Genomic DNA, 22,764 nt, shown 5'->3' on the forward strand with positions numbered 1-22,764 from the left:
CCGCTATCATCGGCAGGCCTTATTGCCCACCAGGCATCTATGACACCGATAATAACCGACTAAGCCACCAATTGACTAACGCTGTCTACGATCCTGCATCTGACGCAGGTTACCAATCACCGACTCGAGAGCTCGATCAAACAACTGGCCACTCTCTAGCATCTTGACCTTTCCGGCGACTATTTCATTGGCCAACTCGTCTCGCACCCAATCAGCCACCTTGATACCGGCACGATTAACAAAGATATAGCGGTCTGTCGATTTGATAATAGCGGCCAAGCGTGCTCGCAATAATTGCTCTTGCTCGTTACACACCTCAACCCAGCTACCGGCGACCATCTTGTCTACTAGCGCAAGAGTCTCCTCATCGCTGCAGGTATCCAACATATCGTCACCAAGACCTTCGCCACCACCCCCTGCCAGCGCCTCATCGAGGCTCGTCGGTTTTATCTCCTCGGTAGATTCCGCCATTTTTTGCTGCTGTTGCTCGCTAGCAACATGCAACTCACCGCGGATATTGGCCTGGTGCAACTCTTCTAGCTGATCAAAGAGACGATTGGTATCAAAATCGCTATGACCTGTCTGCTCAAGGCCAGAACGCAGGCTCTTCAGTAGGCTAGGCATCACCTTCAATAAGCGTTGACGATCACTCTCGCGTTCCATCGGCGTCACCGACCAAAGCAGGTTATCGACCAGCGTCATCGCTCGCTGCCACTGCTCCCCCTCACAACCTTCACGCAGACAAATCAAAAATAATACGTCGCTCCAGGCCTCGCCTAAAAAGCGCACGACAACCGGCGGCAGCTCGTCACGCCCTTGTTGTGCCGCAACTATTTTATCAACCAATAGTGCATCCACTTGGCGACGTGCTCGCTCCGCCGTTGCCCGGCCCTGCTCTGCTGTAATCGTGCGCTGCTCAACCAATCTCGCCCTGCGCTCATCCGCCTCTGTAAAGGCGGCGAAGTCAGCAAGAATATCAGTGAACAGACTGAGGTCATCCTTAAATTCTTTAATCACTCGATCGATGACGGACTCAATTTTTTTATACAACGTATCGCGTCGTTTACCGACCACTTTGTCCCAACCAATGGCGCTTTTCGCCAGTGCGTTGAGTAACATTCTCGCCGGGTGTTGCGTCGAGTTGAACAACGCTTTATCGATCATCGCGACCTTGATCATAGGTATCTGCAAACGCGCAATAAGCGCCTTCATCACCGGCGCCAAATTATCGTCATCTAAGATATAGCTAAATAACATCTCGACAAGATTGATCGCATCTTCATCCAACTGGCCGATACGATGTCGCTGACCACCGCTGGCGGCAGACAACTGCTTCATCAACAGCTCACTCGCTTGCTTCAGATCTTGCTGAGTTGGCGTCTCAGTCAAGTAGCCACTCTCATCCGTCGGCGGTAACCGTGTTGGTTCATCGAGTTGTAATTGTGAAAAGGTATCAAACACCTGGGCACGTGAGACGACCTTCGCACGCGGCCCCAGCGAAACCCGCTCAGAGCCTGCGGATTGAAAACAGGACAACTGCGTCATCAACTGCTGTACTGTACGAAAGATATCCTCACCCACCTTGTCATCAGGGAGCTCTGTTACTGCTTGTCCATGCATAGAGTCTGTCGCTGTTTGCTGTGCCGATACTGACTCTTCGGCAGCCGACGACGTCGCCCCCCTCTTGGGTAGGTTGGCATAATCTTCCGGATACAAAGAACGATAGGCATCGGCTAACTGTAAGTGTGCTAGTACCCCGTCACTTGCCAGTTCTTTGTTGCATGCGGCATAAAACTTCGGTAGGGCGCTTAGTACTTGTTTATCAAATAATTTAAATAACATCAATCGCGAGCGTATGTCGATTTCCAGCGCTTCACACGAGGACACGAAAATTTTAGCTAAAACCTGTGGTGACACCGGATTTTCGGTACTGTTTAGTTCTCGGTGGGGAAGTAATGAACCCATGCGAACCGTCAATAAGCTCAATTGTTCGCGACAAGTCACATCCGCCTTAGCCACCATACTATCGAAGGCCACTATCTGTTCGAGTTCCTGGTGATCAACGAGGCTCAATGACTCACCGGACACCTTTTCTGGCTGCTTTTTCTCAACAGGTCCCGGCTTGCCCATCAGGGCTTTCAAGCCGCCTACCAGCGCTTGACTGAAGCTCAACTCGATACCACGGCGGCGAATTCTCACCTCGCGCATCGACTCAAAGTACATATTCTGATCCGTACTGTTATCCGCACGACCAGCCAATTCGAAAAGAGTGTCGTCTACGTTATTGAAGACTCCAGCCAGCAACTCGAGTAAATGGGTTTTGCTTTTTCTCTCTACCCCCTGTAGCGCGATAGGCAGCGCTGCTAGAGAAACCGAATTCGACGCTGTCGCCGCACGTAACGGGGTCATTTTCTCATCTTTTTGATTCATTATGATTTCTCTAGTCACTTACATCCGGTTGCCAGCAGTACACCCTACGAACCCAGCGAAGATTATTGTTAAAATAAGCCACCCTCGCGACAGACACAGCTAAAACAATACTCCCTACGCTACACTATTCCCATAAAATGATCTTATACAAATTAAGTATAAACAGCCGACATAGAGACAACAGCGAATAGCCATGCAAATGTGATCGACATCACATTAACCGTATTACATAAACTTCACCATTGAGGGACATCTATCAGCAATCGTTATCTACTTTTCCCTCGAGTTATAATACACTCGCTACAGGCGATATAACTCGGAAAAAGCCATCATTCACGAACTAACGGATCGTATAAAGCATTGGATAATCAGTCATCATCGTCAAGCACAAGCAGTATCGTTATCGGGCTGGCTTGGCTATCGCTTTTTGGCTTACTGACTTATGCCTTTAGTGATTATCTGACACAGCGTGAAAACCCCAATCAACAGCCGAGCAGCCAATATCGAGGCAACACGGTAGAGGTTCAACTACTAGCGAACCACCAACACCACTTCCTCACTGTTGGCAGCATCAACAACAGACACGTAAAGTTGCTACTTGATACTGGCGCCACCGATGTTGTTATCCCGCAAGCTCTTGCTGCAGAACTACACCTAACTGTTGGTCGCCCCTCCCAGGCGCATACCGCCAATGGTGTTATCACCGTTTACAACACCATCATCCCTCGTCTCGAAATTGGTGGCATCGTGCTACATGATGTTCGCGCCTCACTCAACCCAGCCATGCACAAAGAGGATGCCATTCTTCTTGGTATGTCCGCGCTAAAGCAGGTTAAGGTGGAGTTAAGCAACGACACGCTTACCCTCTCTCAATCGCGGTAGAGCAATAATAACGACCATCATTGGCAGCCGCTGTGCGGACAATGTTAGAATGACGCTTTTGATACCGACGAGACGATCCCATGAGCGTGCCTGCCAATTTTGCCAAAGATATTGAACCCTGTGTCCGTCAGGCACTACTCGAAGACGTTGGGAGTGGTGACATCACCGCTGAACTGATCGCCACTGAGACTCAAGCCACCGCTCGTATCATTACCCGTGAAGACTGCGTCATCAGTGGCCAAGCCTGGGTCGACGAAGTGTTTCGTCAAGTCGACAGCGAAGTCACTGTTCACTGGCAGTGTCGAGATGGTGATAGCGTCAGTGCCAATAGCACCCTCTTCACCCTCGAAGGCCGCGCGCGTAGCCTACTCACGGGGGAGCGAGCCGCCCTTAACTTCCTGCAGCTGTTGTCTGGTGTCGCAACTGAGGCCAAGTTCTACAGCGACCTTGTTGCCGGTACTCAAGTGCGCATTCTCGATACACGCAAGACCATACCCGGGCTACGTACAGCACAAAAGTACGCCGTCACCTGTGGTGGCTGCCACAACCACCGTATCGGCCTATTCGACGCCTTCCTAATCAAGGAGAACCATATAGCTGGTTGTGGTGGCATTGAGCAGGCCATTGCTACCGCCAAGTCAAACCACCCCGGTAAGCCCGTAGAAGTCGAGGTAGAGACCTTTGTAGAACTTAACCAGGCGTTAGAAGCGGGTGCCGACATCATCATGCTCGATAACTTTAGCAATGCACAGATGATCGAGGCCGTGGCACTGGTTGCGGGTCGTGCCAAGCTGGAAGCCTCAGGCAATATCACCAACGAAACCCTCCGTGGTGTCGCAGAAACCGGTGTCGACTATATCTCTATCGGTGCACTGACTAAACACTGTCGTGCCATCGATTTATCAATGCGCTTTACCGAAACCCCCGCCTGATCATAAACCACTCCTTCCCGCAGTATTGACGACTGCGGGATACTGCTCGCGCTGAGTAAATAGCTAAAACTTATTCAGCTCGAACTCACCCTATCGTAGCCCTCTCATTACTCCATCATGCGTTAAGCTAACAGGCTCGTAACGGTAGCTGGAAAGGACATGGGCATTATCCATAAGATTGACCACCCTCAGGTCGAAGGCATTCGCCTTGGCCGCCAAAATCGAGCGGGACAGTACAGAATCAACACCTCGTGCATTATCTATCGGCTCGGTGACACTATCGTCGATACCGGCCCCACCGCAGAGTGGAAGCTGGTAAAACGCTACTTAGAGGAACGCCCTGTCAGGCGCGCATTAATTACCCACTACCATGAAGACCACAGTGGCAACGGCGGCAATATCGAATGCTGTTTTAATGCCGCCGTTCACTGCCATCACAACAGCCATCAACGGTTACGCGAAGGTTTCAAGATGAACCTCAGCAGCCGTATGATCTTTGGCAAGATCAGTCTTGCTAACCCGACTCGGTGCCCTGAAGTTGTTGAGATCAGCCCAACTCGACGCCTGCAGGCGCTGCATATGCCCGGCCACACCGACGATCTCACCACCTTCCTCGAACCGAATGAAGGCTGGCTGTTTTCCGGCGATCTCTATGTTGCCAAACAAGTACGCTTCGCCCATCACGAAGAGAATATTCAACAACAGATTGAGAGCCTAAGAACAGCTGTGAGTCTCGATTTCGACACACTATTTTGCGCCCATCGTGGCCATATTGCCAACGGCAAGCAAGTGCTACAGCAAAAGCTCGACTTTCTAACCAGCTTTCGTGAAAAAGTGATTTTATTACACAGCAAAGGTTACTCCCGACGACAAATCACTCACCAACTGCTCGGCCGGGAGGGCAGCATGGCGCTACTCTCCGGCTTTGCCATGAGTAAAGGCAACCTGGTCGCCGCCTGCCTTAAAGACCTTTAAACCTTCAGGACGGCTCGCCCTGCGGCAACAGTTGGTTCAATAACACCGCAACAATGGCCGCCAAGCCAATCCCTTTGAGCACAAATTCACCACTACCCAGCTGCATGCCACCGATGCCGAACACCAGTGGAATCGCACAAATAGCTAGGTTACGAGGATGATGCAGGTCCAGCTGCGCCTTAGCCAAGGTGCTGATACCGATGGTGGCAATGGCGCCAAACAGTAGGATCATGATGCCGCCCATAATAGGCGTCGGGATGGTCGCCAACACCGCCCCTAGCTTGCCGCTAAATGACAATACGATGGCAAACACTGCCGCCCAGGTCATTAATACCGGGTTGAAAGCCTTGGTGAGCGCCACTGCTCCCGTCACTTCACCATAGGTCGTATTCGGCGGCCCCCCTAGCATTGACGCTGTCATCGTTGCCACACCATCCCCCAGTAACGTCTTGTGTAAACCTGGCTTATGTAAAAAGTCTTTTCCTGCAACCTGGCTAATCGCCATCATATCTCCCACGTGCTCCACTGCTGGCGCAATAGCCACCGGCAGCATAAACAGCACTGCCTGCCAGTGAAACTCGGGCGTTACAAACGGCGGTACAGCGAACCAGGGAGCCGCATCGACGGGACTAAAATCGACGACACCCATGATTATCGCGACAAAGTAAGCGACTAATACCCCAAGCAGAATCGGCACGAGCTTTAACAGCCCCCGACCCAACAGTGATGACATCACTGTCACCAGCAGCGCCAATAGCGAGAGGATAAGCGCCGTATCTTGCTCAAACAGCTGTGCAGAGCCATCACCGCTTTTCCCCAACGCCATGTTGACCGCAACAGGGGCTAAGGCCAAACCGATCACCATAATAACAGGGCCTACAACGACGGCAGGCAGTAAACGCTCGATGATATTACGTCCTCGCCAGGCAACGATGGCCGACAGTAAGACATAAACCAAGCCTGCCGCCATCAGCCCTCCCATGGTTGCCGCCACCCCCCAAGCTTGCACCCCATAGATAATAGGGCCAATAAAGGCGAAGCTTGAGGCCAAGAAAATTGGCACCGAGCGACGCGTGATCAGCTGAAAAATCAGCGTTCCCAAGCCGGCGGTGAACAGCGCTACGCTGGTATTCAAGCCGGTAAGCAGAGGCACCAATACCAAAGCGCCAAAGGCGACAAATAGCATCTGTGCGCCCAGCAACGGTTCAGTCAATCGACCGCTCAGTAGGTTCGTTGATTTATTCATTATGCTCCCTTATTACTCATGCTCATTACGACTACGTTGTCTGCAGCCTACAACTCTCGCTTGCCCTGCGGTAAAACACCACAGTGACTCACGAAGTAAATTAAATACAACGAGTTGTCACAGACCCGTCCTCGAGGGTAAGTCTAGCCATACCAACAATAAAAGATAGCCAAAAAATACACAGGTCAATAGTTTTATTGAACGAAACTGTTATATTACCATTAGTTCATTAAGTAACTCGGCAACAACTCCCTCAAAACCTTACAGTGACGCACGATGAGCGTGTGATAAAAGAAAAACTATGGACGACTTCATATTACCGTTAGCGGATTCTTGGCGATTTTTCAAACAACACTGGCTGGCTATCTGCTCACTATTGCTGCCCTTTGCTGTTCCTCTAGACATACTCAGTACCGCCGCATCACAGTTCGCCCTACACGATGAGGCATATCGTCACGCCCCGGCTATGGTCAACATCCTTGAAGCATTACTCTACCCTATCTTTCAAGGCGCACTGATCCTTTACGTCGCAGAAACTATTCGCGGACAGCATCACTCCAACGGCGAGTACTATCGGCGCGCATTGCAGTTTTGGCTACCCTTATTCCTTGTCTATATTGTCAGCGCCTTAGCGATGATTGTTGGCTTTATGCTGTTCATCATCCCGGGCTTTATCATCCTCAGCCGGCTGGCCTTTGCTGAGTTTTACTGTCTCTTCGATCGCACCACTTCCACCGTGGCGCTCAATACCAGCTGGCAGAAGACACGGCCGCAGCAGTGGCTGCTATTCAAGGGTATCGTTAGCATCTTTATACTGATTATGCTGCCATTATTAACAGTCGAATATCTACTCAACACATTGGGTTTATGGCAGCCGAGCTTCGCCGCAATCACTGCTATTATCGCCTCCATGCTATCAAGCCTATTTATTATTTTCGCCTTTAGGGTATTCACTGACGAACAGACGTTAACGTCGTAGAGGCTATTTCCTCTCATCGAAGTCATCTCCACGGCTAATCTATGCTATCTTTCTGGGCCCTATCACCGCCATCGACTTGGTTCCTACGATAGCAGTGTTGAAGATTTTAAGGACTCGTTGCACACTATGAATAAATCGACTAAATCCCTACTCTTTTCCATCCTATTATTTCCAGGTTCAGGCTATTTTGTAGTCGAACAAAAGCTGAAGGGGATTTTAGCCTGCAGCGGAGTTATTATTGCCATCACCATCTTGTTTCAACAAGTCATGGCGCTGGCCCTCCCTATTGCCGAGAAGGTTACCCTGGGAGAAGCCCCCCTCGACCCCGAACTTATTCGCAACATGCTACAACAGTCCATGCAAGACAACGGCACCGCCTTACTCAGCGCCGCCAGTTGGTTCATCTTCGCGGTATGGATAATCAGTAGTATTGATTGCTTTAGGCTGGGCAAAAAAATAGATCAGCTAAGTAACAACTAATAGCCACTAACCAAGCAAAAAATAATAGGCAAAAAAAAGCCGAAGTCTCGACCCGTTAGGGGAGTTACTTCGGCGACAAGACCTTGGATGTTGGAAGAACACAATCACTGTGTATGGGTGCTATTATGGCAAAAATAACTGAGTAGACCATTCGCAGTTGTACGCATGTTGCTGGTAATTCTACCTAATTCCGAGCATCTCTGTTCTGCTACTAAATAATTTCAGACTTATTTCGCGATGATTATCACTGGCGACAAATGTCTCTAGCCTTTAATCCGCGTATTGACTAACTTTCCTATCACCTACTTTAGGAGCACTACTTTGCTGATCAGTTTTTCTCGTCTTCAGAGCACCCTGAAACACATCGATGACAGCAAGCTATTTCAAGCCTTTGTGATCGGTGTGATCATCATTTCTGCGCTATCTATTGGCGCCCATACCTACCACTTAGCCGGCTGGTTAGAGCAGGGGCTGCACATACTCGATGTTGGCATCACCATATTCTTCACGATTGAGTTGACCATTCGTTATCTTGCCTGCAGTAGCAGTAAACGCTTCTTTAGTGATGGCTGGAATATTTTCGACACTATCATCGTCATCGGTAGCTTGATCCCCGCGGGAGGCTCAACCATCTTACTGGCACGGTTACTGCGCATCTTCCGCGTACTTCGCTTAGTGTCGATGATTCCCGAGCTACGCATGCTGGTTAACGCCCTGTTCAAAGCCATCCCGCGCATGGGCTATATCGCCCTACTGATGTTCGTCATCTTCTACATTTACGGCGCTATCGGCAGCATGCTCTTTGGCCATATCAACGACTTCTTATGGGGTGACGTCTCCATTTCCATGCTAACACTGTTTCGCATCTCCACCTTCGAGTCGTGGACGTCTATCATGTACGAGACAATCGCCGTCTACCCCTCCAGTTGGCTCTATTATGTTAGCTTTATCTTCCTTACCGCCTTCATTTTTCTGAATATGATGGTCGGCGCCATCCTCGATGTGATGACACAAGAAACCCAAAAAATGCGCGATGAACAATCTGCCCAGCAGCCACGCAGCGCTAACACTGAGGATATTGATGAGCTGAAGCAGCAAATCGACGAGCTCAAAGAGCTAATCAAGCAAAGTCAGCTTGAGCGACAATAACGATACTCTTTAACGACACTCTCTAACGACAGCCCCTAGCGACAAACTCGTCATATGCACAGAGGGAGTGTTTTACTGTTGCTATCTAACCTACTAGTAGGTTAGGATCTGTCGTATGCAAACTAGACCACACAATCGCAAACAACAGATCGTCGAGCTCGCCATCAGCCTACTGCAGACACGCGGCTTCGATAGCTTCAGCTATCAAGACTTATCGCGTGAATTGGGCATCACTAAGGCCAGTATTCATCATCACTTCCCCAAGAAATCTGACCTGGGTGTCGCCCTCTGCGAAGCAATTCTCGCCTGGCACGAGTGTGAGTTTAATAAGGCACGCCGCCACTCCGGTGGGGCCATGGCACAGCTTACCCTCTATCTCAACGGGCTGATGAGCTATGCCTGCGGTAAGGACAAAATTTGCCCGCTGAGCAGCCTACAGGGCAATATCACCATGCTACCGGAAGAGATGCGCCGTGCCATCAAACGATTGGACGAGCACGAAATAGACTTCATTACCGAGCTGCTGCAGTGTGGCCGAGATAACGGTGAGTTTACCTTCAGCGGTAACACGCGTAGCCAGGCAACGATTGTGGTACTGACCTGTAAGGGCGCACTGCAATACTCCCGCATTCACGGCAGCCAAGTGTTCGATGACACCATGAAGCAGATAAAGATACTACTTAACTAGCCGTAAAAAATTTACCCACACAACCAACCTACTAGTAGGTTGGAGATTACTATTGACAACGTTAGCGGAGCAAAGATGAACAATAACCCCCTATTTTCCCCCATCAAGTTGGGCAAGCTAGAGCTGGCTAATCGCATCGCCATGGCACCGATGACCCGTTCCTTTTCCACGGGTAACGTGCCCAATGACCTTGTTGTTGAGTATTATCGCCGCCGCGCCGCCGGTGGTGTCGGCTTAATCATTACCGAGGGTACCTGCGTCGGCCATAAGGCCGCATCAGGCTATCCCGATGTACCGATGATCGCAGGCGATAAGGCACTGACCGGCTGGAAAAAAGTCGTCGATGCAGTGCATGCCGAGGGTGGAAAAATCGCCCCGCAGTTATGGCACGTCGGCGCTATCCGACAGCCAGGCATCGAACCCGGCGGCGACACTCCAGGTTACGGTCCTTCGGGCATGGCGATGCCTGGTAAGGTCACCGGGCACACGATGACACAACAAGATATTGACGAGATCGTTGCCGCCTTTGCACAAGCGGCAAAAGATGCCAAGGCAATCGGCTTTGACGCGGTCGAAATTCATGGTGCCCACGGTTACTTGATCGATCAATTTTTTTGGCCTGAGACCAATCAACGCGACGACGCCTACGGCGGTGACCTCGCCGCTCGCTCACGTTTCGCTATCGAAGTCATCAAGGCAACCCGTGCAGCTGTGGGGGAGGACTTCCCAATTATCTTCCGCTGGTCGCAGTGGAAGCAGCAGGATTACACCGCTCGCCTGGTCGAGACCCCAGAGGAGCTGAAGGCATTCTTAACGCCCTTAGTTGATGCCGGTGTCGATATCTTCCACTGCTCTACTCGCCGCTTCTGGGAGCCAGAGTTCGCCGACAGCTCGCTCAACTTAGCAGGCTGGAGCAAGAAAGTGAGCGGCGTACCGACAATTACCGTTGGTAGCGTTGGTCTCGATGCCGACTTCCTTCCCATTGATGGCAGCCTACAATTCCGCAGCGCTGCGCCAGCCAGCCTCGACAATATTACCGAGCGACTGATCAATAACGAGTTCGACCTGGTTGCCGTCGGTCGCGCACTGATCGCGAACCCTGAGTGGGCCAACCAAGTTCAAGACGGCCTCACGGACAGCCTTCGCCCCTATAGCGAGGCGTGTTTAAAAGAGCTCGTTTAAAAGGCCTTGATGCGGGTGCTAGCACACTGAGGGCACCCGTTTTTAATCTTAACTCCCTCATCACATAGGACCACCGGATGGATCTCATAAACAGCTATTCCCTCGCCCTCTCCGGGCTCTTCGTCATCCTCAGCACGCTGGTATTACAAACGCTCATCGCCGCCTTCAGCAAGGCTTCACAGCCCGGTGCCGTGCCGGGAAAAATCGACCCTGAGCTTAGTCACGAGTCGTTTGTCTTTAGGGCAAATCGCACCCTTGCCAACTCGCTGGAGAACATACCGGCCATGCTCGGCAGCAGTATCTTAGCCATACTGGTGGGTGTCGATAGTCACTGGTGTGGCATATTAATTTGGATTTTTGCGCTCTCCCGATTGTTACATATGGTGCTCTACTACAGCATCGCCACGGAAAAAAACCCGAGCCCTCGTTCCTATTTCTACCTCTCTGGCCTCGTCGCCAACATTATTTTACTTATTCTTATCGGTAAAATTTTAACAAGTTATTTCCTACGCTAGGAAATAAGACTCTCAACGATTATTTTCAATCGATATGATTCCACCTGATAACGTATAAGAAAATAACTGAAACGAATAAAGCAAGCTGAAATAGCCTAATAAGCTAGTCAAATGCCTTACCGAGAGGTAATCGCCGTGAAGTGTATTTATAATTTTTGGCAAAAAAAAACCGAAGTCTCGACCCTTTCGGGGAGTTACTTCGGCGACAAGACCTTGGATGTTGGAAGAACACAATCATTGTGTACGTGAGCTATTATGAGGTTTTCAGCCGTCATTACCATCCGCACTTGTACGCACTCCGACTGTTGCCTCCCCCTAAACATAGCTCAGCTATAATTTACTGCACGCTCTCCACGAAAAAAACTCATGACTTGCATCAACAACACTGAGCGTTATATCACGCATAAAGAGAGGACTATGCTGTCAGCCTGTACCGGCATGCTATATTCTTTCCCGTTAGCCACGGCGTCGATGGCTTTTTTCTGCACTGTGAGGCTCAACATTGAATAATAAAGCTTGGCTTTATCTTGCCCTAATGACTCCCGCTGTTCTCTCAAGCCAAGCTTTCGCCGAGCCGATAAGCTTAAGTTCCGCCTGGCAGCAACTGCTCAACAGCAATGATAAACTGCACGCCAGCGAACAAAAGGTCGAACAAGCCAAGGGGAACGAAGAGGCAAGTCACGCGCTCAACTACCCCAGTCTCGATATCGGCGCCAACTACAGCTATATGCAAAAGCCGATAGAGCTCGACCTCCGCGACTTGAATCCCATCGCCGAGCTGGATATCGACCTCCCCTTTCCCATCCCCGATGAAATGTTCATCACCCCGTTCACTGAGCGCGATATCTTCACCACCAGTCTCAACGCTATGTGGCCAATCTATGCCGGTGGCAAGATCGATGCTGCCCAGAGCATTCGTGTTGCACAGGTACAAGAGGAGCAGCAACAGCTGATCCTGGATCGACGAGAAATGTTCGTCACCCTTGTCGAGCGTTACTACGGCGTCATCCTCACCCGCGAGCTCGTCGCGACTCAGGGACTACTCAAAGACAGCTTGCAGCAGCATCTGCACCACGCCGAACTCATGGAGCAGCAAGGGCAGATCGCCAAGGTCGAAAGGCTCAGCGCCAAGGTCAGTTATGACAAGGCCGTACTCGACTACAACAAGGCCAAGCGCCGCGCCGCCTTGAGCCAGGTAGCCCTCGATCATCTGCTCAAGTCACAGCAGGCGACGCCCAGTACCGCCATGTTTGTGCTGCCACAGGCACCGGCACTGGCTCAGCTACGCGAGAAAGTACAACTTGATCACCCTGCCCTGCTGTTGCTCGAAGCCAAGCGCAAACAGGCCAAGGGGCTAATCGAGGTCGAGCGCGCCGGTTACAAACCCACAGTCTTCTTATACGGCAACCACACCCTGTACAAAGACGACACCCTGCTCGAACAGATCACCCCCGACTGGGTTGTCGGCGTCGGCCTGAAGATCCCAATCGTTAGCCGCGATGGTCACAGTGGCAAGATTCGCGCCGCCGAGAGTGCCCTGCAGCAGGCCCGCTATATGACCAGCCAGACCGAGCAGGACCTGCAATTACTGCTCGATCAGTCCTACAGTGAAATGTTAACCGCCAGCGATGAGGTCAACAGCCTCAACTCCACGCTGGCACTGGCCACCGAGAACCGACGCCTGCGTGATATCGCCTTCAAGCAAGGACTGTCGACCTCCTTGGAACGTGTCGATGCCGAAACCAAGCTCAGTGGCGCGCGCATCAAACAACTACTGGCCAAGTACAACTATCTAGTCGCACTCGCCAAGCTAAGCGCTGTCAGTGGTGAGCTCGATACCTTCTTAGCCGATGCCGACATGAACAACACGCTGTCTCCTCCGGCACGTAATGCTGACACGCCAAACACTTCGACCGACACCTTCCAGCCCGGTGTCATCAGTCCCTTTAACGGAACAGGAAAATAGCCGTGAATCGTAGCCACCACGTCGCCGCCGCCGTTGCCGGCCTTATCATACTCAGCGTCCTTGTGATCGGACTCTTTAAGGCCTATCAACAGCCTCCGTTAATCCTCCAAGGGCAGATCGAGGCCACCGAGCGCAGCGTCTCTTCCAAGCTGACCGGTCGTATTGACAGCCTCGCCGTTCGCCGTGGTGATCGCGTCGAGATCGGCAGCCTGCTCTTCTCTATTCACAGCGCCGTCGTCGAAGCCAAGCGACGTCAGGCCCTCGGTGGTTTCGACGCCGCCAGCGCGCAACAACGACAAGCCGAAACCGGCGCCCGAGTACAGGAAATCAGTGCCGCCAAAGACCAGTGGCTGAAGGCGCAGGCCGCCAATAAGCTGCGCAAGTCGACCTATCAGCGCGTCGAAAACCTCTACCAGGAAGGCGTCGTCTCCGAACAGAAACGTGACGAGGCACGCACCCAATGGCAGGCCGCACAGTACACCGAGCAGGCTGCACTCGCCATGTACCAGATCGCCCAGGAAGGCGCCCGCGATGAAACTAAGGCCGCCGCCCTCGGTCAGCAAGAGATGGCTCAAGGCGCCCTCGATGAGGTCGACGCCTACCTTGCCGACAGCCAAATGACCGCCCCCATCAGCGGCGAAGTCACTGAGGTACTGCTACAACCAGGAGAGCTTGCACCGGCCGGCTTCCCCGTCGTCAGCATGGTCGATATGAACGACAGCTGGGCCGTCTTCCAACTGCGTGAAGACCTGCTGTCACGAGTCAAACAAGGTGACCGCGTGAACCTGCGCATTCCCGCTCTCGACGCCGAATTCCCCTACCGTGTCGCTCACATCTCCGCACTGGGTGATTTCGCCACTTGGCGCGCCACCGAAAGCGGCCACGATTTCGACATGCGCACCTTCGAGGTGGAACTACGCCCAATTAAACCTATTGCTGATCTTAAAGTCGGCATGAGCGTGCTGTTAGATCTCGAGCAGAATGACCTCTAACGCTATGCCTACGACGTCATCGACTGACAAAAGCCCGCGCCAACGGGGGATGCTCGCCCTCAGCCGCCGCCTCTTTCTCGATAGCATAGAGAGCCGTTGGCAGCTTTTCTTGCTCACCGGCGCACCGGTGTTATTGATGACGCTGCTCTACCTGATCTTTAATGTCGGTATCGTCCGAGACCTCGACATCGCCGTCGTCGATCTTGACCACAGTCACAGCAGTCGGCTACTGACACGCTATCTCGAGGCCAGCCCACGGCTGCGCGTCAGTAGTTTCAACAACGCCGAAGAGGCTCGGCGACAGGTACGTCTGGGGCGTTATAGCGCCTTAATTACTCTACCTTACGGTCTGCAGAGCAAACTCGCCAACAGCCGCCAACCGAGCATCGATATCCGTTACAACGGTCAATACCTGCTACTGGGCAAGCAGGCTAACAGCGCCATCAAGCTCGCCCTATCCGCCGGGTTGAAAAAGTTATCCACAAAAGTGTCGCTGCTCAAGGGGCTCAATCGGCAGCAGAGCCAATTCATGCTCTCGCCTATTCAACAGCAACTGACACCGCTCAATAACCCCAATAGCAACTACCTGGCCTTTCTATTGCCAGCCATCACCATCGCTCTCTGGCAGGTCATCAGCGTATTAAGCATCAGCAACAGCTGCTCGCGACTGCTTCTACAACCTGCGCTATTTCAACAGCACAGCACAGCTAAACTGTGGATCGCGCAACTACTGGCAGCGACACTGCCGCTGTGGCTACTGGGTGTCAGCGCTCTCGCGCTGCTGTATGGCATCATAGCGCTACCGTTAGCCGGCAGCCTCGCATTACTCGCCCTCGGGCTGGCGATGATGCTATTGGCACTGTTTTCGGTCATCGCCCTGATCGCTATTATCGTCAAAGACAATGTTCGCGCCATCAGTGTCTGCGCCGCGCTATTTGCCCCCGCCTTTGCTTTCATGGGTGTCACCTTTCCCAGCTCCGATATGCCTGTCGCCGCACAACTATGGCGAGAGGTCATGCCCAGCACCCACTTTATGCAACTACTGCTCGACCAACTCAGCCGTGCAGCCAATATGAGTGACTTATGGAACCTGCTGCACCTCAGCTTATTTAGCTTACTATTACTGCCGCTGGCACTGTTCAGCCGCCACTACCGCAGTAACAGTAGCCGTTATCAGCACACAGGCACTAACGGCGGAGCAACGCGATGAACTTCTGGCGACTGCTACGCTGTGAACTCAAGGCCATTCTCTCGGAGAGTGCGATCGTACTGACTGTCTTCGGCGGCTTGTTATTGTATTCGGTGCTCTATCCACTGCCCTATCTCAACCAGACCACCACGGAGCAACCAACGGTGCTGGTCGATCTTGACCAGAGTAATCTCAGCCGCCGTCTCGGCCGCTACCTCGACGCCACCCCTCAGATCAGCATTAATCATCGCGCCACCAGTCTGAATGAAGCGCAGGCCCTCATCGCCAGCGATCAGAGCCGCGGCGTCGTGGTTATCCCGAAGAACTTCAAACGCGACTTGCTACGCGCCAAGTCACCCACCGTCGCCATCGCCGCTAACGCGAATTATATGTTGGTGTATTCCGCCATCGCCGAAGGAGCGGTGAAAGCCAACTTGGCGATCAGCAAAGAGGTCAAGGGCGCTATCCTGCTCGCCAAAGGAGGCCAGAGCACCGCCGTCGGCATTGCCATCGACCCCATCGAACTGAGCAGCGTCCCCATCTTCAATCTCAACCTCGGCTACCTGGGCTACCTGGTTCCCGCCCTGTTTGTCTTGCTCCTACATCAGACACTCTTGATCGGCACCGGTATCTTGGGCGCCAGCCAGTGGCGCCAGGCGGGCTATTGGCGCGAAGTCAGTGCCTGGCAGTTGGTGCTCGCCCGCTGCTGTGCTTTCGGCCTCATCTACAGTGGCTTCTCGCTGTATTATTTTGGCTGGTGTTTTTACCTCTACGACGTCTCGCGCCTCGCCGGCATCGCCGAGTTACTGCTACTGGTGCTGCCCTGGCTGCTAGCCAGCACCGCCTTCGGCATCTGCCTGAGCAGTGCCTTCCAACGTCGTGACCGCCCCACCCAGTTTTACGTCATCGTTTCCATGCCGATACTCTTCGTCAGTGGCTTCGTCTGGCCCAGCGCGCTGATTCCCGATTGGCTCGTCACCGCCAGCTACGCCATACCGGCGATACCGGCAATACACGCCATGCTCCAGCTCAACCAGATGGGCGGCGCCTGGGTCGACTCCCTACCCTACTGGCTAGGACTGTGGCTGATGTTTGTCATCTATGGCCTAGCGGCCTGTTGGCTGGTCGGACGACGACAATCCATCGCGCCCCCTGAAACGGCGGCGTGAGGCTGACCGTGTCGCCCCCGGCGTCTGCCCTGCCCACTGTCGATAGGCACGAAAAAAGACCCGCCCATCGCTGAAGCCAAGCTGAAGGGCGACTTCTTCCATCGATAAACCACTGCAGGTCAGCCAGTAGTCCGCCATCTCACGGCGCACCTGGTCGAGCAGCTGCTGATAGCTTGCCCCCTCGCGAAGCAGACCTCGCTGTAAACTACGACCACCCAAGCCAAGTTGCTCCGCCACCTGTTCGCGCCGCAACTTACCCTGCGGCATCATCTGGCGCATCACCCTAGCAGCCTGCAACGACAGCTGATCCTCTTCGCCGATATGCTCCAGCCCCAGTCTCGCGCTGGCCTTCAACTGCGCGAGGCGCTGCTGATTGGCCGAGGGCAGTGGTCGAGTCAGATGCTCTCGAGCGATCACCAAGGCGTCTTCATTTTGCGCAAAGTGCACCGCGCAGCCAAACACCTCGCGATATTGCCGACACGCCGCACGACTCGGCTGCGGGCGTTGTAGTCGCACCTCCACCGGGCTCCCCTCGGTATCATCGAGCAATAGACGGGCAAAATTGAGCCAGGAAGCCAACACATTATCGATCAACTCGGGAACCACCAGAGGGTGACTGTACTGGCATCGCCACACCATCTTCAGGCCCTCGGGGTGCTCACGCAGCTCGGTGACCCCCATGTCGCCCACCAAACGCTCGAGCGGCAGCGCCTCTCGTAGAGCCTGACTCAAGTTGACAGCGTTAAGACCGATCTGACCGATGATATAAAAACGATCCGGTTGCACGAAACGCGCGCTGTAGAGCCCAAACAACGGCGCTTCCACCTGCTCGACCAGGTAGGCCAGTAACTGCTGAAAGCGTTCACCATCGAGCCGTGCATCTGCCTCATAGAGTGTGGGAAACGTAATATCAGCATTCTGCAGTGCCTCGCTAAGCACGATATTTCGGTGTCTGGCCGCCTGCAGAAACTGCCACACCGGCGGCATCGACGTCGTGCCGAGGGAAGGTAAAGAGGATAGCTTTTGCCTGTGCATAGATCGCCTTGTCCATATTTGTCACTGACAAACCATAGCGAGCTTGTAGGATAAAGCAATAACTAAACAGACAGGTCAACGGATTATGAGTGCATCACAGCAAGACAATCGGCCGTGGAACGGTTGGGGCGACAAAGACAAGAGTCTGGCACTATCCGCCGACGGCATCGCCTACATCAAGCGCCAAGTCGGCACTGCTCCCCCCTTAGCGAACGCCACGCTCGAGCAAGCCCTTGCTAGTGTCCCCGAATCAAAGCTGGCGCCGAATCCACTCTATAGCCTCGACCGCGAACTCCGCCTGCGCCACGCCCGTGGTCAAAGCCTGCCCGATTGGCTGGCAATGAAGAGCGGTCGCTTCGAGGTCTTCCCCGACGCTGTCGCCTTTCCCCGCAGCAGCGAGGAGATACGTCAACTGATGACGGCGGCCAAACAGCAGGGCTGGCAACTCATCCCCTACGGCGGTGGCACTTCCGTGGTCGGCCACATCACCCCCTGCGCCTCCGACAAGCCCATTGTCACCGTCTCGCTGAGCAAGATTAACCGCCTACTCGACCTCGATAGGGTCGATCAAATCGCCACTTTCGGTGCCGGTGTCAACGGCCCCTTCCTCGAGGCACAACTACAGGCACACGGCTATACTCTAGGCCACTTCCCACAGTCTTTTGAGCTTTCCACCCTGGGCGGCTGGGTCGTCACCCGCTCCAGCGGCCAACAGTCGCTGAAATACGGTCGCATCGAAAACCTGTTTGCCGGCGGTCAGATAGAAACCTTCAACGGCAGCGTCGACATCCCCACCCTGCCAGCATCCTCTGCCGGCCCCGATTGGCGGCAGCTGGTACTCGGCTCCGAGGGCCACCTCGGTATCCTGACGGAGGCCAAGGTCAAGATCAGCCGGCTACCAGAAGAGGAGTTCTTCGGCGTCGCCTTCATGCCCAACTGGCAACAGGGTATCGACTGCGCCCGCGAGATTATCCAACAGCGACTGCCGCTGTCGATGCTGCGTGTCAGCAACACCGTAGAGACCACCACGCAACTCTTCCTATCGGCCAGTGAAAGCCAGCGCCAGTGGTTGAGCCGGCTACTAAAACTACGCGGCGTCGGCGACGATAAGTGTATGCTGGTCTACGGCATCACCGGTGACAAACGTGCCAACCGAGCACACTACCGCCAGCTCAAGCGTTTGCTGCGCCAGTTCGGTGGCGTCAATACTGGCCAACACCTCGGCAAGAAGTGGGCGCAGAAGCGCTTCACCTTCCCCTACCTGCGCGAAACCCTCTGGCAAATGGGCTACGCCATCGACACCCTAGAGACCGCCACCAACTGGTCCAATGTCGCGCCATTGACCGAGAAAATAGAGTCTAGCCTGCGCAGCGGCCTCGAACCCTTCGGCAGCAAGGCCCACGTCTTCACCCACCTCTCCCATCTCTATGGCGACGGCGCCAGCATCTATACCACCTACCTATTCCCCGTTGCCGACAGCTACGACGAGACCTATCGCCGCTGGCAGCGCCTGAAACAGTCAACCTCTCGCCTCATCGTCGATAACAACGCCACCATCAGCCATCAGCACGGTGTCGGCGCCGATCACGCGCCCTATTTACCCCGTGAAAAAGGCGAGCATGTGATCACCTCGCTGCGCCACTGCTTTGACTACTTCGACCCGGAGCAACAACTCAACCCCGGCAAACTATTCAAGGCCCTCGACAACACTCCGCCGTCATCAACAAGCGAGGCCAATACGCACCAGAGCAGTAGCCCTGATGCCTCCGTTCAGCAAGAGCTGCAGCTGACGGAATCGTCGCAATGACCGGTGCCAGAACGCTCAGCCGCAGCGCTAGTGAAGTACGTCGCGCACTAAAACATGAGGCAACGAATCACTACGACTTAGTCGTCATCGGTGGTGGCATCACCGCCGCCGGTGTCTTCCACCTCGCTGCCGCGCAGGGCCTGAAAGTGCTATTACTCGAGCAGCAAGACTTTGCCTGGGGCACCTCCAGTCGCTCGTCAAAAATGGTGCACGGCGGCCTGCGTTACCTAGCCAGCGCTCAGTGGCGGCTGACCCGAGATAGCACTCGGCAGCGCGAACTGCTGCTTCGCGAGCTGCCCGGTCTCGTCGAGCTGATGCCCTTCATGATGATGCACAAGGCCGGAGAATTCCCCCCAGCCCCGCTGTTTCACGGCCTGTTATCGCTGTATGACAAGCTCGCCGGTTGCCGCTACCATCGCCCGCTGAGCTTAGACACCGCCAAGGACTGGCTCGACGGCTTTGCCTTTGATGACATCAACGCCGTCAGCCTGTTCGCCGACGGTGTCACCGACGATGCCAGACTCGTGCTCAGGCTACTGCAGGATGGCGTCTTGGCCGGGGGACAGGCGCTCAACTACGCCAAGGTCAGCTCACTGACCCAGACCGGCGACAATGTCTCCGGTGTTCGTCTACAGCTTGGCGAGCAGGCGTTCAATGTTTCCGCCCACTGTGTCATCAACGCCACCGGCAGCTGGGCGGCACAGTTACACCCTCTCTCCGGCGGACAGTTACGACCGCTGCGCGGTAGCCACCTAGTGTTTCCCTTCGAGCGTCTACCGATTCCGGCCTGCCTGTCCTTCTTCCACCCAAAAGACAAGCGCCCCGTCTTCGCCTACCCCTGGCAGGGCTCCACCGTCATCGGCACCACCGATCTCGATCACCGACAAGACCTTGCCGGCGAACCCGGCATTAGTCGAACAGAAATCGACTACCTGATGCAACTGACACGTGAGTTTTTCCCCGGTCATCAGTTGACGGAGAAAGACGTCATCAGCTGCTGGAGCGGCGTGCGCCCGATCTTCAGTGACGGTGCTCAGCAAAGTCCGTCCAAGGAGTCTCGCGAACACCACATCTGGTCCAAACCCGGTCTCATCTCGGTCACCGGCGGCAAACTCACCAGCTACCATCTGATGGCACAGGAGGTTCTGCAGCAGGTCGGCGAACAGCAACCACAACTGCGTATAAAAGCGGGCCACGCCGCCTTCAGCCGTCCAACACAGGGCTATGCCGAGAAAAGATTGACGGGGTATTTTGGCCACTTTGCCCCCGCCATCTCCGCCATGAGCGGGCAAGAAAAAATTGGTGTCAGTCACTACCAGTGGCGCGAACTGGCCTGGTCGGCCGAACACGAGAGCGTACACCACCTCGACGACTTACTACTGCGTCGCAGCCGTCTCGCACTGCTGTTAGGCAGAGACGTTTTACGCTATCGTCAACAGATACTCTCACTGTGTCGCCGGGCACTATCCTGGTCGGCAGAGCGCGCCGACAGTGAATGGCAGCGCTTCGAGGAGATTTTTGCCCGCCATTATCAACTACCCAGTAAAGAAAGCATTCATGGATAACAATAAATCAACGACAGCCTCAACAGGCGACTGGCTACTGAGCATCGATAACGGCACTCAGAGTGTTAGGGCCTTAGTGTTCGACCTAAAGGGGCAATTAGTGGCCGAGTCGTCAATCAAACTCGTGCCCTACGAATCGCCACAATCAGGCTGGTGCGAGCAGGACGGTGAATACTACTGGCAAAAACTCTGCGAGGCCTGCCAAGCACTCTGGCAGCAGGGCATCGATAAAAACAGAATCAAAGGGGTCGCCGTCACCACTCAACGCGGCACAATGGTACCGTTAGACGAACAAGGTAAGCCATTACACGCGGCGATTCTCTGGCTCGATCAGCGCCGCAGCGATACCAGTAGCCCTCTCGGCGGCCTCTGGGGGGGCCTGTTTACACTGCTCGGGCTCAACGAGACAATCGACACCTTCCGCGGACGAGCGCAACCCAACTGGTTCTATCAGCAAAAACCTGAATTGTGGCAGCAAACCTATAAATTCACCTTCCTGTCCGGTTTCTTCCATCACCGGCTGAGCGGCGAGTGGGTCGACTCGGCCGGTGCACAGGTCGGCTATCTGCCTTTCGATTATCGCCAACATCGCTGGGCTGCATCGTGGGATTGGAAGTGGCGCGCACTGAACATTCGCCCCGATCAACTACTCAAATTGGTCGACCCGGGTACCCTCATCGGGCCCATCACCGCGAGCGCCAGCGCGCAGACCGGTATCCCCGAAGGTCTACCGCTGATCGCCGCCGCCGCCGATAAAGCGTGTGAGGTGTTGGGCTCCGGCGGCCAGAACGACGAGATCGGCTGCCTCAGCTTCGGTACCACCGCGACCATCAACGTTACCATGAAAAAATACGTTGAAGCCGTGCGCTTCCTGCCCCCTTACCCCTCGGCAATCGCCGGTTCCTACTGCAGCGAAGTCATGCTCTACCGCGGTTTCTGGATGGTTAGTTGGTTCAAGGAGCAGTTTGCGCAAACCGAGCAGGTGCAAGCCGAGGCCGAAGGTATCGAGACGGAGAGTTTATTCGATGAGCTAGTCGACAGCGTCCCCCCCGGCTCGATGGGTTTAATGTTACAACCCTATTGGGGGCCAGGTGTAAAACAGCCGGGGCCCGAAGCCAAGGGCTCGGTGATCGGCTTTGGCGATGTACATACCCGTGCCCACCTCTACCGAGCCATCCTCGAAGGCTTAATGTTTGGCTTAAAAGAGGGCTTAGAATTGATCGAACGACGCAGTGGCTGCCGGGTAAAAGAGCTGCGAATCTCCGGCGGCGGTGCGCAGAGTGATGCCGCAATGCAGATCGCCGCCGACATCTTCGGTCTCACCGCCGTTCGCGCCCACACCATCGAGACCTCCGGCCTCGGTGCCGCCATCGATGCGGCTGTCGGCCTCGGCCTGCACCCCGACTTCGATACGGCCATCGCCGCGATGGTGCGTCAGGGGCAACGCTTTGAACCCGACAGCGAACACCAGCAGATGTACCAACGGCTGTACCGCGAAGTCTATCTCAACATCTATAAGAAGCTGCAACCACTCTACAGCAAGATCAGAGACATCACCGGTTACCCTGAGTAGCAGTACTAAC

19 protein-coding genes are annotated in these 22,764 nt (G+C 54.2%); 16 read left to right on the forward strand and 3 right to left on the reverse strand.

Translation table 11 applies throughout. From position 1 onward, the window contains the following. Nucleotides 1-75: 75 nt before the first annotated feature. Complete coding sequence (locus EDC56_RS04330) at nt 76-2,430, reverse strand: DUF1631 domain-containing protein (RefSeq protein WP_123711265.1); 2,355 nt, start codon at nt 2,428-2,430, stop codon at nt 76-78. A gap of 360 nt (nt 2,431-2,790) precedes the next feature. Here EDC56_RS04330 and EDC56_RS04335 point away from each other — a divergent pair, with 360 nt between their 5' ends. From EDC56_RS04335 to EDC56_RS04345, 3 genes are all read left to right on the forward strand, one after another. Continuing rightward, nucleotides 2,791-3,312: a retropepsin-like aspartic protease family protein gene (locus tag EDC56_RS04335; RefSeq protein ID WP_211333552.1), complete on the forward strand. Its 522-nt coding sequence runs from the start codon at nt 2,791-2,793 to the stop codon at nt 3,310-3,312. A gap of 80 nt (nt 3,313-3,392) precedes the next feature. Next, nucleotides 3,393-4,244, forward strand: a complete 852-nt coding sequence (nadC, locus tag EDC56_RS04340; protein ID WP_123711266.1) for a carboxylating nicotinate-nucleotide diphosphorylase — start codon at nt 3,393-3,395, stop codon at nt 4,242-4,244. 159 nt (nt 4,245-4,403) lie between these two features. Next, nucleotides 4,404-5,219 carry an MBL fold metallo-hydrolase gene (locus EDC56_RS04345; RefSeq protein WP_123711267.1) on the forward strand — a complete coding sequence of 272 codons (816 nt, stop codon included), beginning with the start codon at nt 4,404-4,406 and terminating at the stop codon, nt 5,217-5,219. A gap of 4 nt (nt 5,220-5,223) precedes the next feature. On the opposite strand, the gene EDC56_RS04350 is transcribed toward EDC56_RS04345, so the two are convergent. Beyond that, nucleotides 5,224-6,465, reverse strand: a complete 1,242-nt coding sequence (locus EDC56_RS04350) for a uracil-xanthine permease family protein (RefSeq protein ID WP_123711268.1) — start codon at nt 6,463-6,465, stop codon at nt 5,224-5,226. Nucleotides 6,466-6,766: 301 nt separating this feature from the next. Here EDC56_RS04350 and EDC56_RS04355 point away from each other — a divergent pair, with 301 nt between their 5' ends. The 10 genes from EDC56_RS04355 to EDC56_RS04400 all read left to right on the forward strand — a co-directional run bounded on the left by EDC56_RS04355 (nt 6,767) and on the right by EDC56_RS04400 (nt 16,774). Continuing rightward, complete coding sequence (locus EDC56_RS04355) at nt 6,767-7,444, forward strand: YciC family protein (RefSeq protein WP_123711269.1); 678 nt, start codon at nt 6,767-6,769, stop codon at nt 7,442-7,444. 126 nt (nt 7,445-7,570) lie between these two features. After that, nucleotides 7,571-7,924 carry a hypothetical protein gene (locus tag EDC56_RS04360; protein WP_123711270.1) on the forward strand — a complete coding sequence of 118 codons (354 nt, stop codon included), beginning with the start codon at nt 7,571-7,573 and terminating at the stop codon, nt 7,922-7,924. 321 nt (nt 7,925-8,245) lie between these two features. Continuing rightward, nucleotides 8,246-9,073 (forward strand): ion transporter, encoded by an 828-nt coding sequence (locus tag EDC56_RS04365; RefSeq protein ID WP_211333553.1) that lies wholly within the window; start codon nt 8,246-8,248, stop codon nt 9,071-9,073. A gap of 115 nt (nt 9,074-9,188) precedes the next feature. Next, a complete protein-coding gene (locus EDC56_RS04370; RefSeq protein WP_123711271.1) occupies nt 9,189-9,761 on the forward strand; it encodes a TetR/AcrR family transcriptional regulator in 573 nt (190 codons plus the stop codon). Nucleotides 9,762-9,836: 75 nt separating this feature from the next. Continuing rightward, a complete protein-coding gene (locus tag EDC56_RS04375) occupies nt 9,837-10,943 on the forward strand; it encodes an NADH:flavin oxidoreductase (RefSeq protein WP_123711272.1) in 1,107 nt (368 codons plus the stop codon). A 77-nt stretch (nt 10,944-11,020) separates the two neighbouring features. Continuing rightward, nucleotides 11,021-11,458, forward strand: a complete 438-nt coding sequence (locus tag EDC56_RS04380; protein WP_123711273.1) for an MAPEG family protein — start codon at nt 11,021-11,023, stop codon at nt 11,456-11,458. Between the two features lie 502 nt (nt 11,459-11,960). Then, complete coding sequence (locus EDC56_RS04385; RefSeq protein WP_211333554.1) at nt 11,961-13,424, forward strand: TolC family protein; 1,464 nt, start codon at nt 11,961-11,963, stop codon at nt 13,422-13,424. A gap of 2 nt (nt 13,425-13,426) precedes the next feature. Then, nucleotides 13,427-14,416: an HlyD family secretion protein gene (locus tag EDC56_RS04390; RefSeq protein WP_123711275.1), complete on the forward strand. Its 990-nt coding sequence runs from the start codon at nt 13,427-13,429 to the stop codon at nt 14,414-14,416. After that, nucleotides 14,406-15,626, forward strand: a complete 1,221-nt coding sequence (locus EDC56_RS04395; RefSeq protein WP_123711276.1) for an ABC transporter permease — start codon at nt 14,406-14,408, stop codon at nt 15,624-15,626. The genes EDC56_RS04390 and EDC56_RS04395 overlap by 11 nt, the downstream gene beginning before the upstream one ends. Further along, nucleotides 15,623-16,774: an ABC transporter permease gene (locus tag EDC56_RS04400; protein WP_123711277.1), complete on the forward strand. Its 1,152-nt coding sequence runs from the start codon at nt 15,623-15,625 to the stop codon at nt 16,772-16,774. Before EDC56_RS04395 ends, EDC56_RS04400 begins: the two co-directional genes overlap by 4 nt. On the opposite strand, the gene EDC56_RS04405 is transcribed toward EDC56_RS04400, so the two are convergent. Next, nucleotides 16,712-17,809 (reverse strand): AraC family transcriptional regulator, encoded by a 1,098-nt coding sequence (locus EDC56_RS04405; RefSeq protein ID WP_123711278.1) that lies wholly within the window; start codon nt 17,807-17,809, stop codon nt 16,712-16,714. The two genes, EDC56_RS04400 and EDC56_RS04405, sit on opposite strands and share 63 nt — an antisense overlap. 85 nt (nt 17,810-17,894) lie before the next feature. Here EDC56_RS04405 and EDC56_RS04410 point away from each other — a divergent pair, with 85 nt between their 5' ends. From EDC56_RS04410 to EDC56_RS04420, 3 genes are read left to right on the forward strand one after another with little or no spacing between them, the layout of a single operon-like run. Next, the gene (locus tag EDC56_RS04410; RefSeq protein WP_123711279.1) at nt 17,895-19,616 is read left to right on the forward strand and encodes an FAD-binding oxidoreductase; all 1,722 of its coding nucleotides are present in this window, start codon (nt 17,895-17,897) and stop codon (nt 19,614-19,616) included. Continuing rightward, nucleotides 19,613-21,181: a glycerol-3-phosphate dehydrogenase/oxidase gene (locus tag EDC56_RS04415; RefSeq protein WP_123711280.1), complete on the forward strand. Its 1,569-nt coding sequence runs from the start codon at nt 19,613-19,615 to the stop codon at nt 21,179-21,181. Before EDC56_RS04410 ends, EDC56_RS04415 begins: the two co-directional genes overlap by 4 nt. Beyond that, the gene (locus EDC56_RS04420; RefSeq protein ID WP_123711281.1) at nt 21,174-22,754 is read left to right on the forward strand and encodes an FGGY-family carbohydrate kinase; all 1,581 of its coding nucleotides are present in this window, start codon (nt 21,174-21,176) and stop codon (nt 22,752-22,754) included. The genes EDC56_RS04415 and EDC56_RS04420 overlap by 8 nt, the downstream gene beginning before the upstream one ends. The last annotated feature ends 10 nt before the right edge of the window (nt 22,755-22,764 follow it).

It is taken from the genome of Sinobacterium caligoides (genome assembly GCF_003752585.1).
GTDB lineage: Bacteria > Pseudomonadota > Gammaproteobacteria > Pseudomonadales > Sinobacteriaceae > Sinobacterium > Sinobacterium caligoides.

Bases quoted from the DNA above. Each gene is read 5' to 3' on its own strand.
- EDC56_RS04330 (WP_123711265.1), bottom strand. From the start codon at position 2,430: ATGAATCAAAAAGATGAGAAAATGACCCCGTTACGTGCGGCGACAGCG.
- nadC (WP_123711266.1), top strand. From the start codon at position 3,393: ATGAGCGTGCCTGCCAATTTTGCCAAAGATATTGAACCCTGTGTCCGT.
- EDC56_RS04345 (WP_123711267.1), top strand. From the start codon at position 4,404: ATGGGCATTATCCATAAGATTGACCACCCTCAGGTCGAAGGCATTCGC.
- EDC56_RS04350 (WP_123711268.1), bottom strand. From the start codon at position 6,465: ATGAATAAATCAACGAACCTACTGAGCGGTCGATTGACTGAACCGTTG.
- EDC56_RS04355 (WP_123711269.1), top strand. From the start codon at position 6,767: ATGGACGACTTCATATTACCGTTAGCGGATTCTTGGCGATTTTTCAAA.
- EDC56_RS04360 (WP_123711270.1), top strand. From the start codon at position 7,571: ATGAATAAATCGACTAAATCCCTACTCTTTTCCATCCTATTATTTCCA.
- EDC56_RS04370 (WP_123711271.1), top strand. From the start codon at position 9,189: ATGCAAACTAGACCACACAATCGCAAACAACAGATCGTCGAGCTCGCC.
- EDC56_RS04375 (WP_123711272.1), top strand. From the start codon at position 9,837: ATGAACAATAACCCCCTATTTTCCCCCATCAAGTTGGGCAAGCTAGAG.
- EDC56_RS04380 (WP_123711273.1), top strand. From the start codon at position 11,021: ATGGATCTCATAAACAGCTATTCCCTCGCCCTCTCCGGGCTCTTCGTC.
- EDC56_RS04395 (WP_123711276.1), top strand. From the start codon at position 14,406: ATGACCTCTAACGCTATGCCTACGACGTCATCGACTGACAAAAGCCCG.
- EDC56_RS04400 (WP_123711277.1), top strand. From the start codon at position 15,623: ATGAACTTCTGGCGACTGCTACGCTGTGAACTCAAGGCCATTCTCTCG.
- EDC56_RS04405 (WP_123711278.1), bottom strand. From the start codon at position 17,809: ATGCACAGGCAAAAGCTATCCTCTTTACCTTCCCTCGGCACGACGTCG.
- EDC56_RS04410 (WP_123711279.1), top strand. From the start codon at position 17,895: ATGAGTGCATCACAGCAAGACAATCGGCCGTGGAACGGTTGGGGCGAC.
- EDC56_RS04415 (WP_123711280.1), top strand. From the start codon at position 19,613: ATGACCGGTGCCAGAACGCTCAGCCGCAGCGCTAGTGAAGTACGTCGC.
- EDC56_RS04420 (WP_123711281.1), top strand. From the start codon at position 21,174: ATGGATAACAATAAATCAACGACAGCCTCAACAGGCGACTGGCTACTG.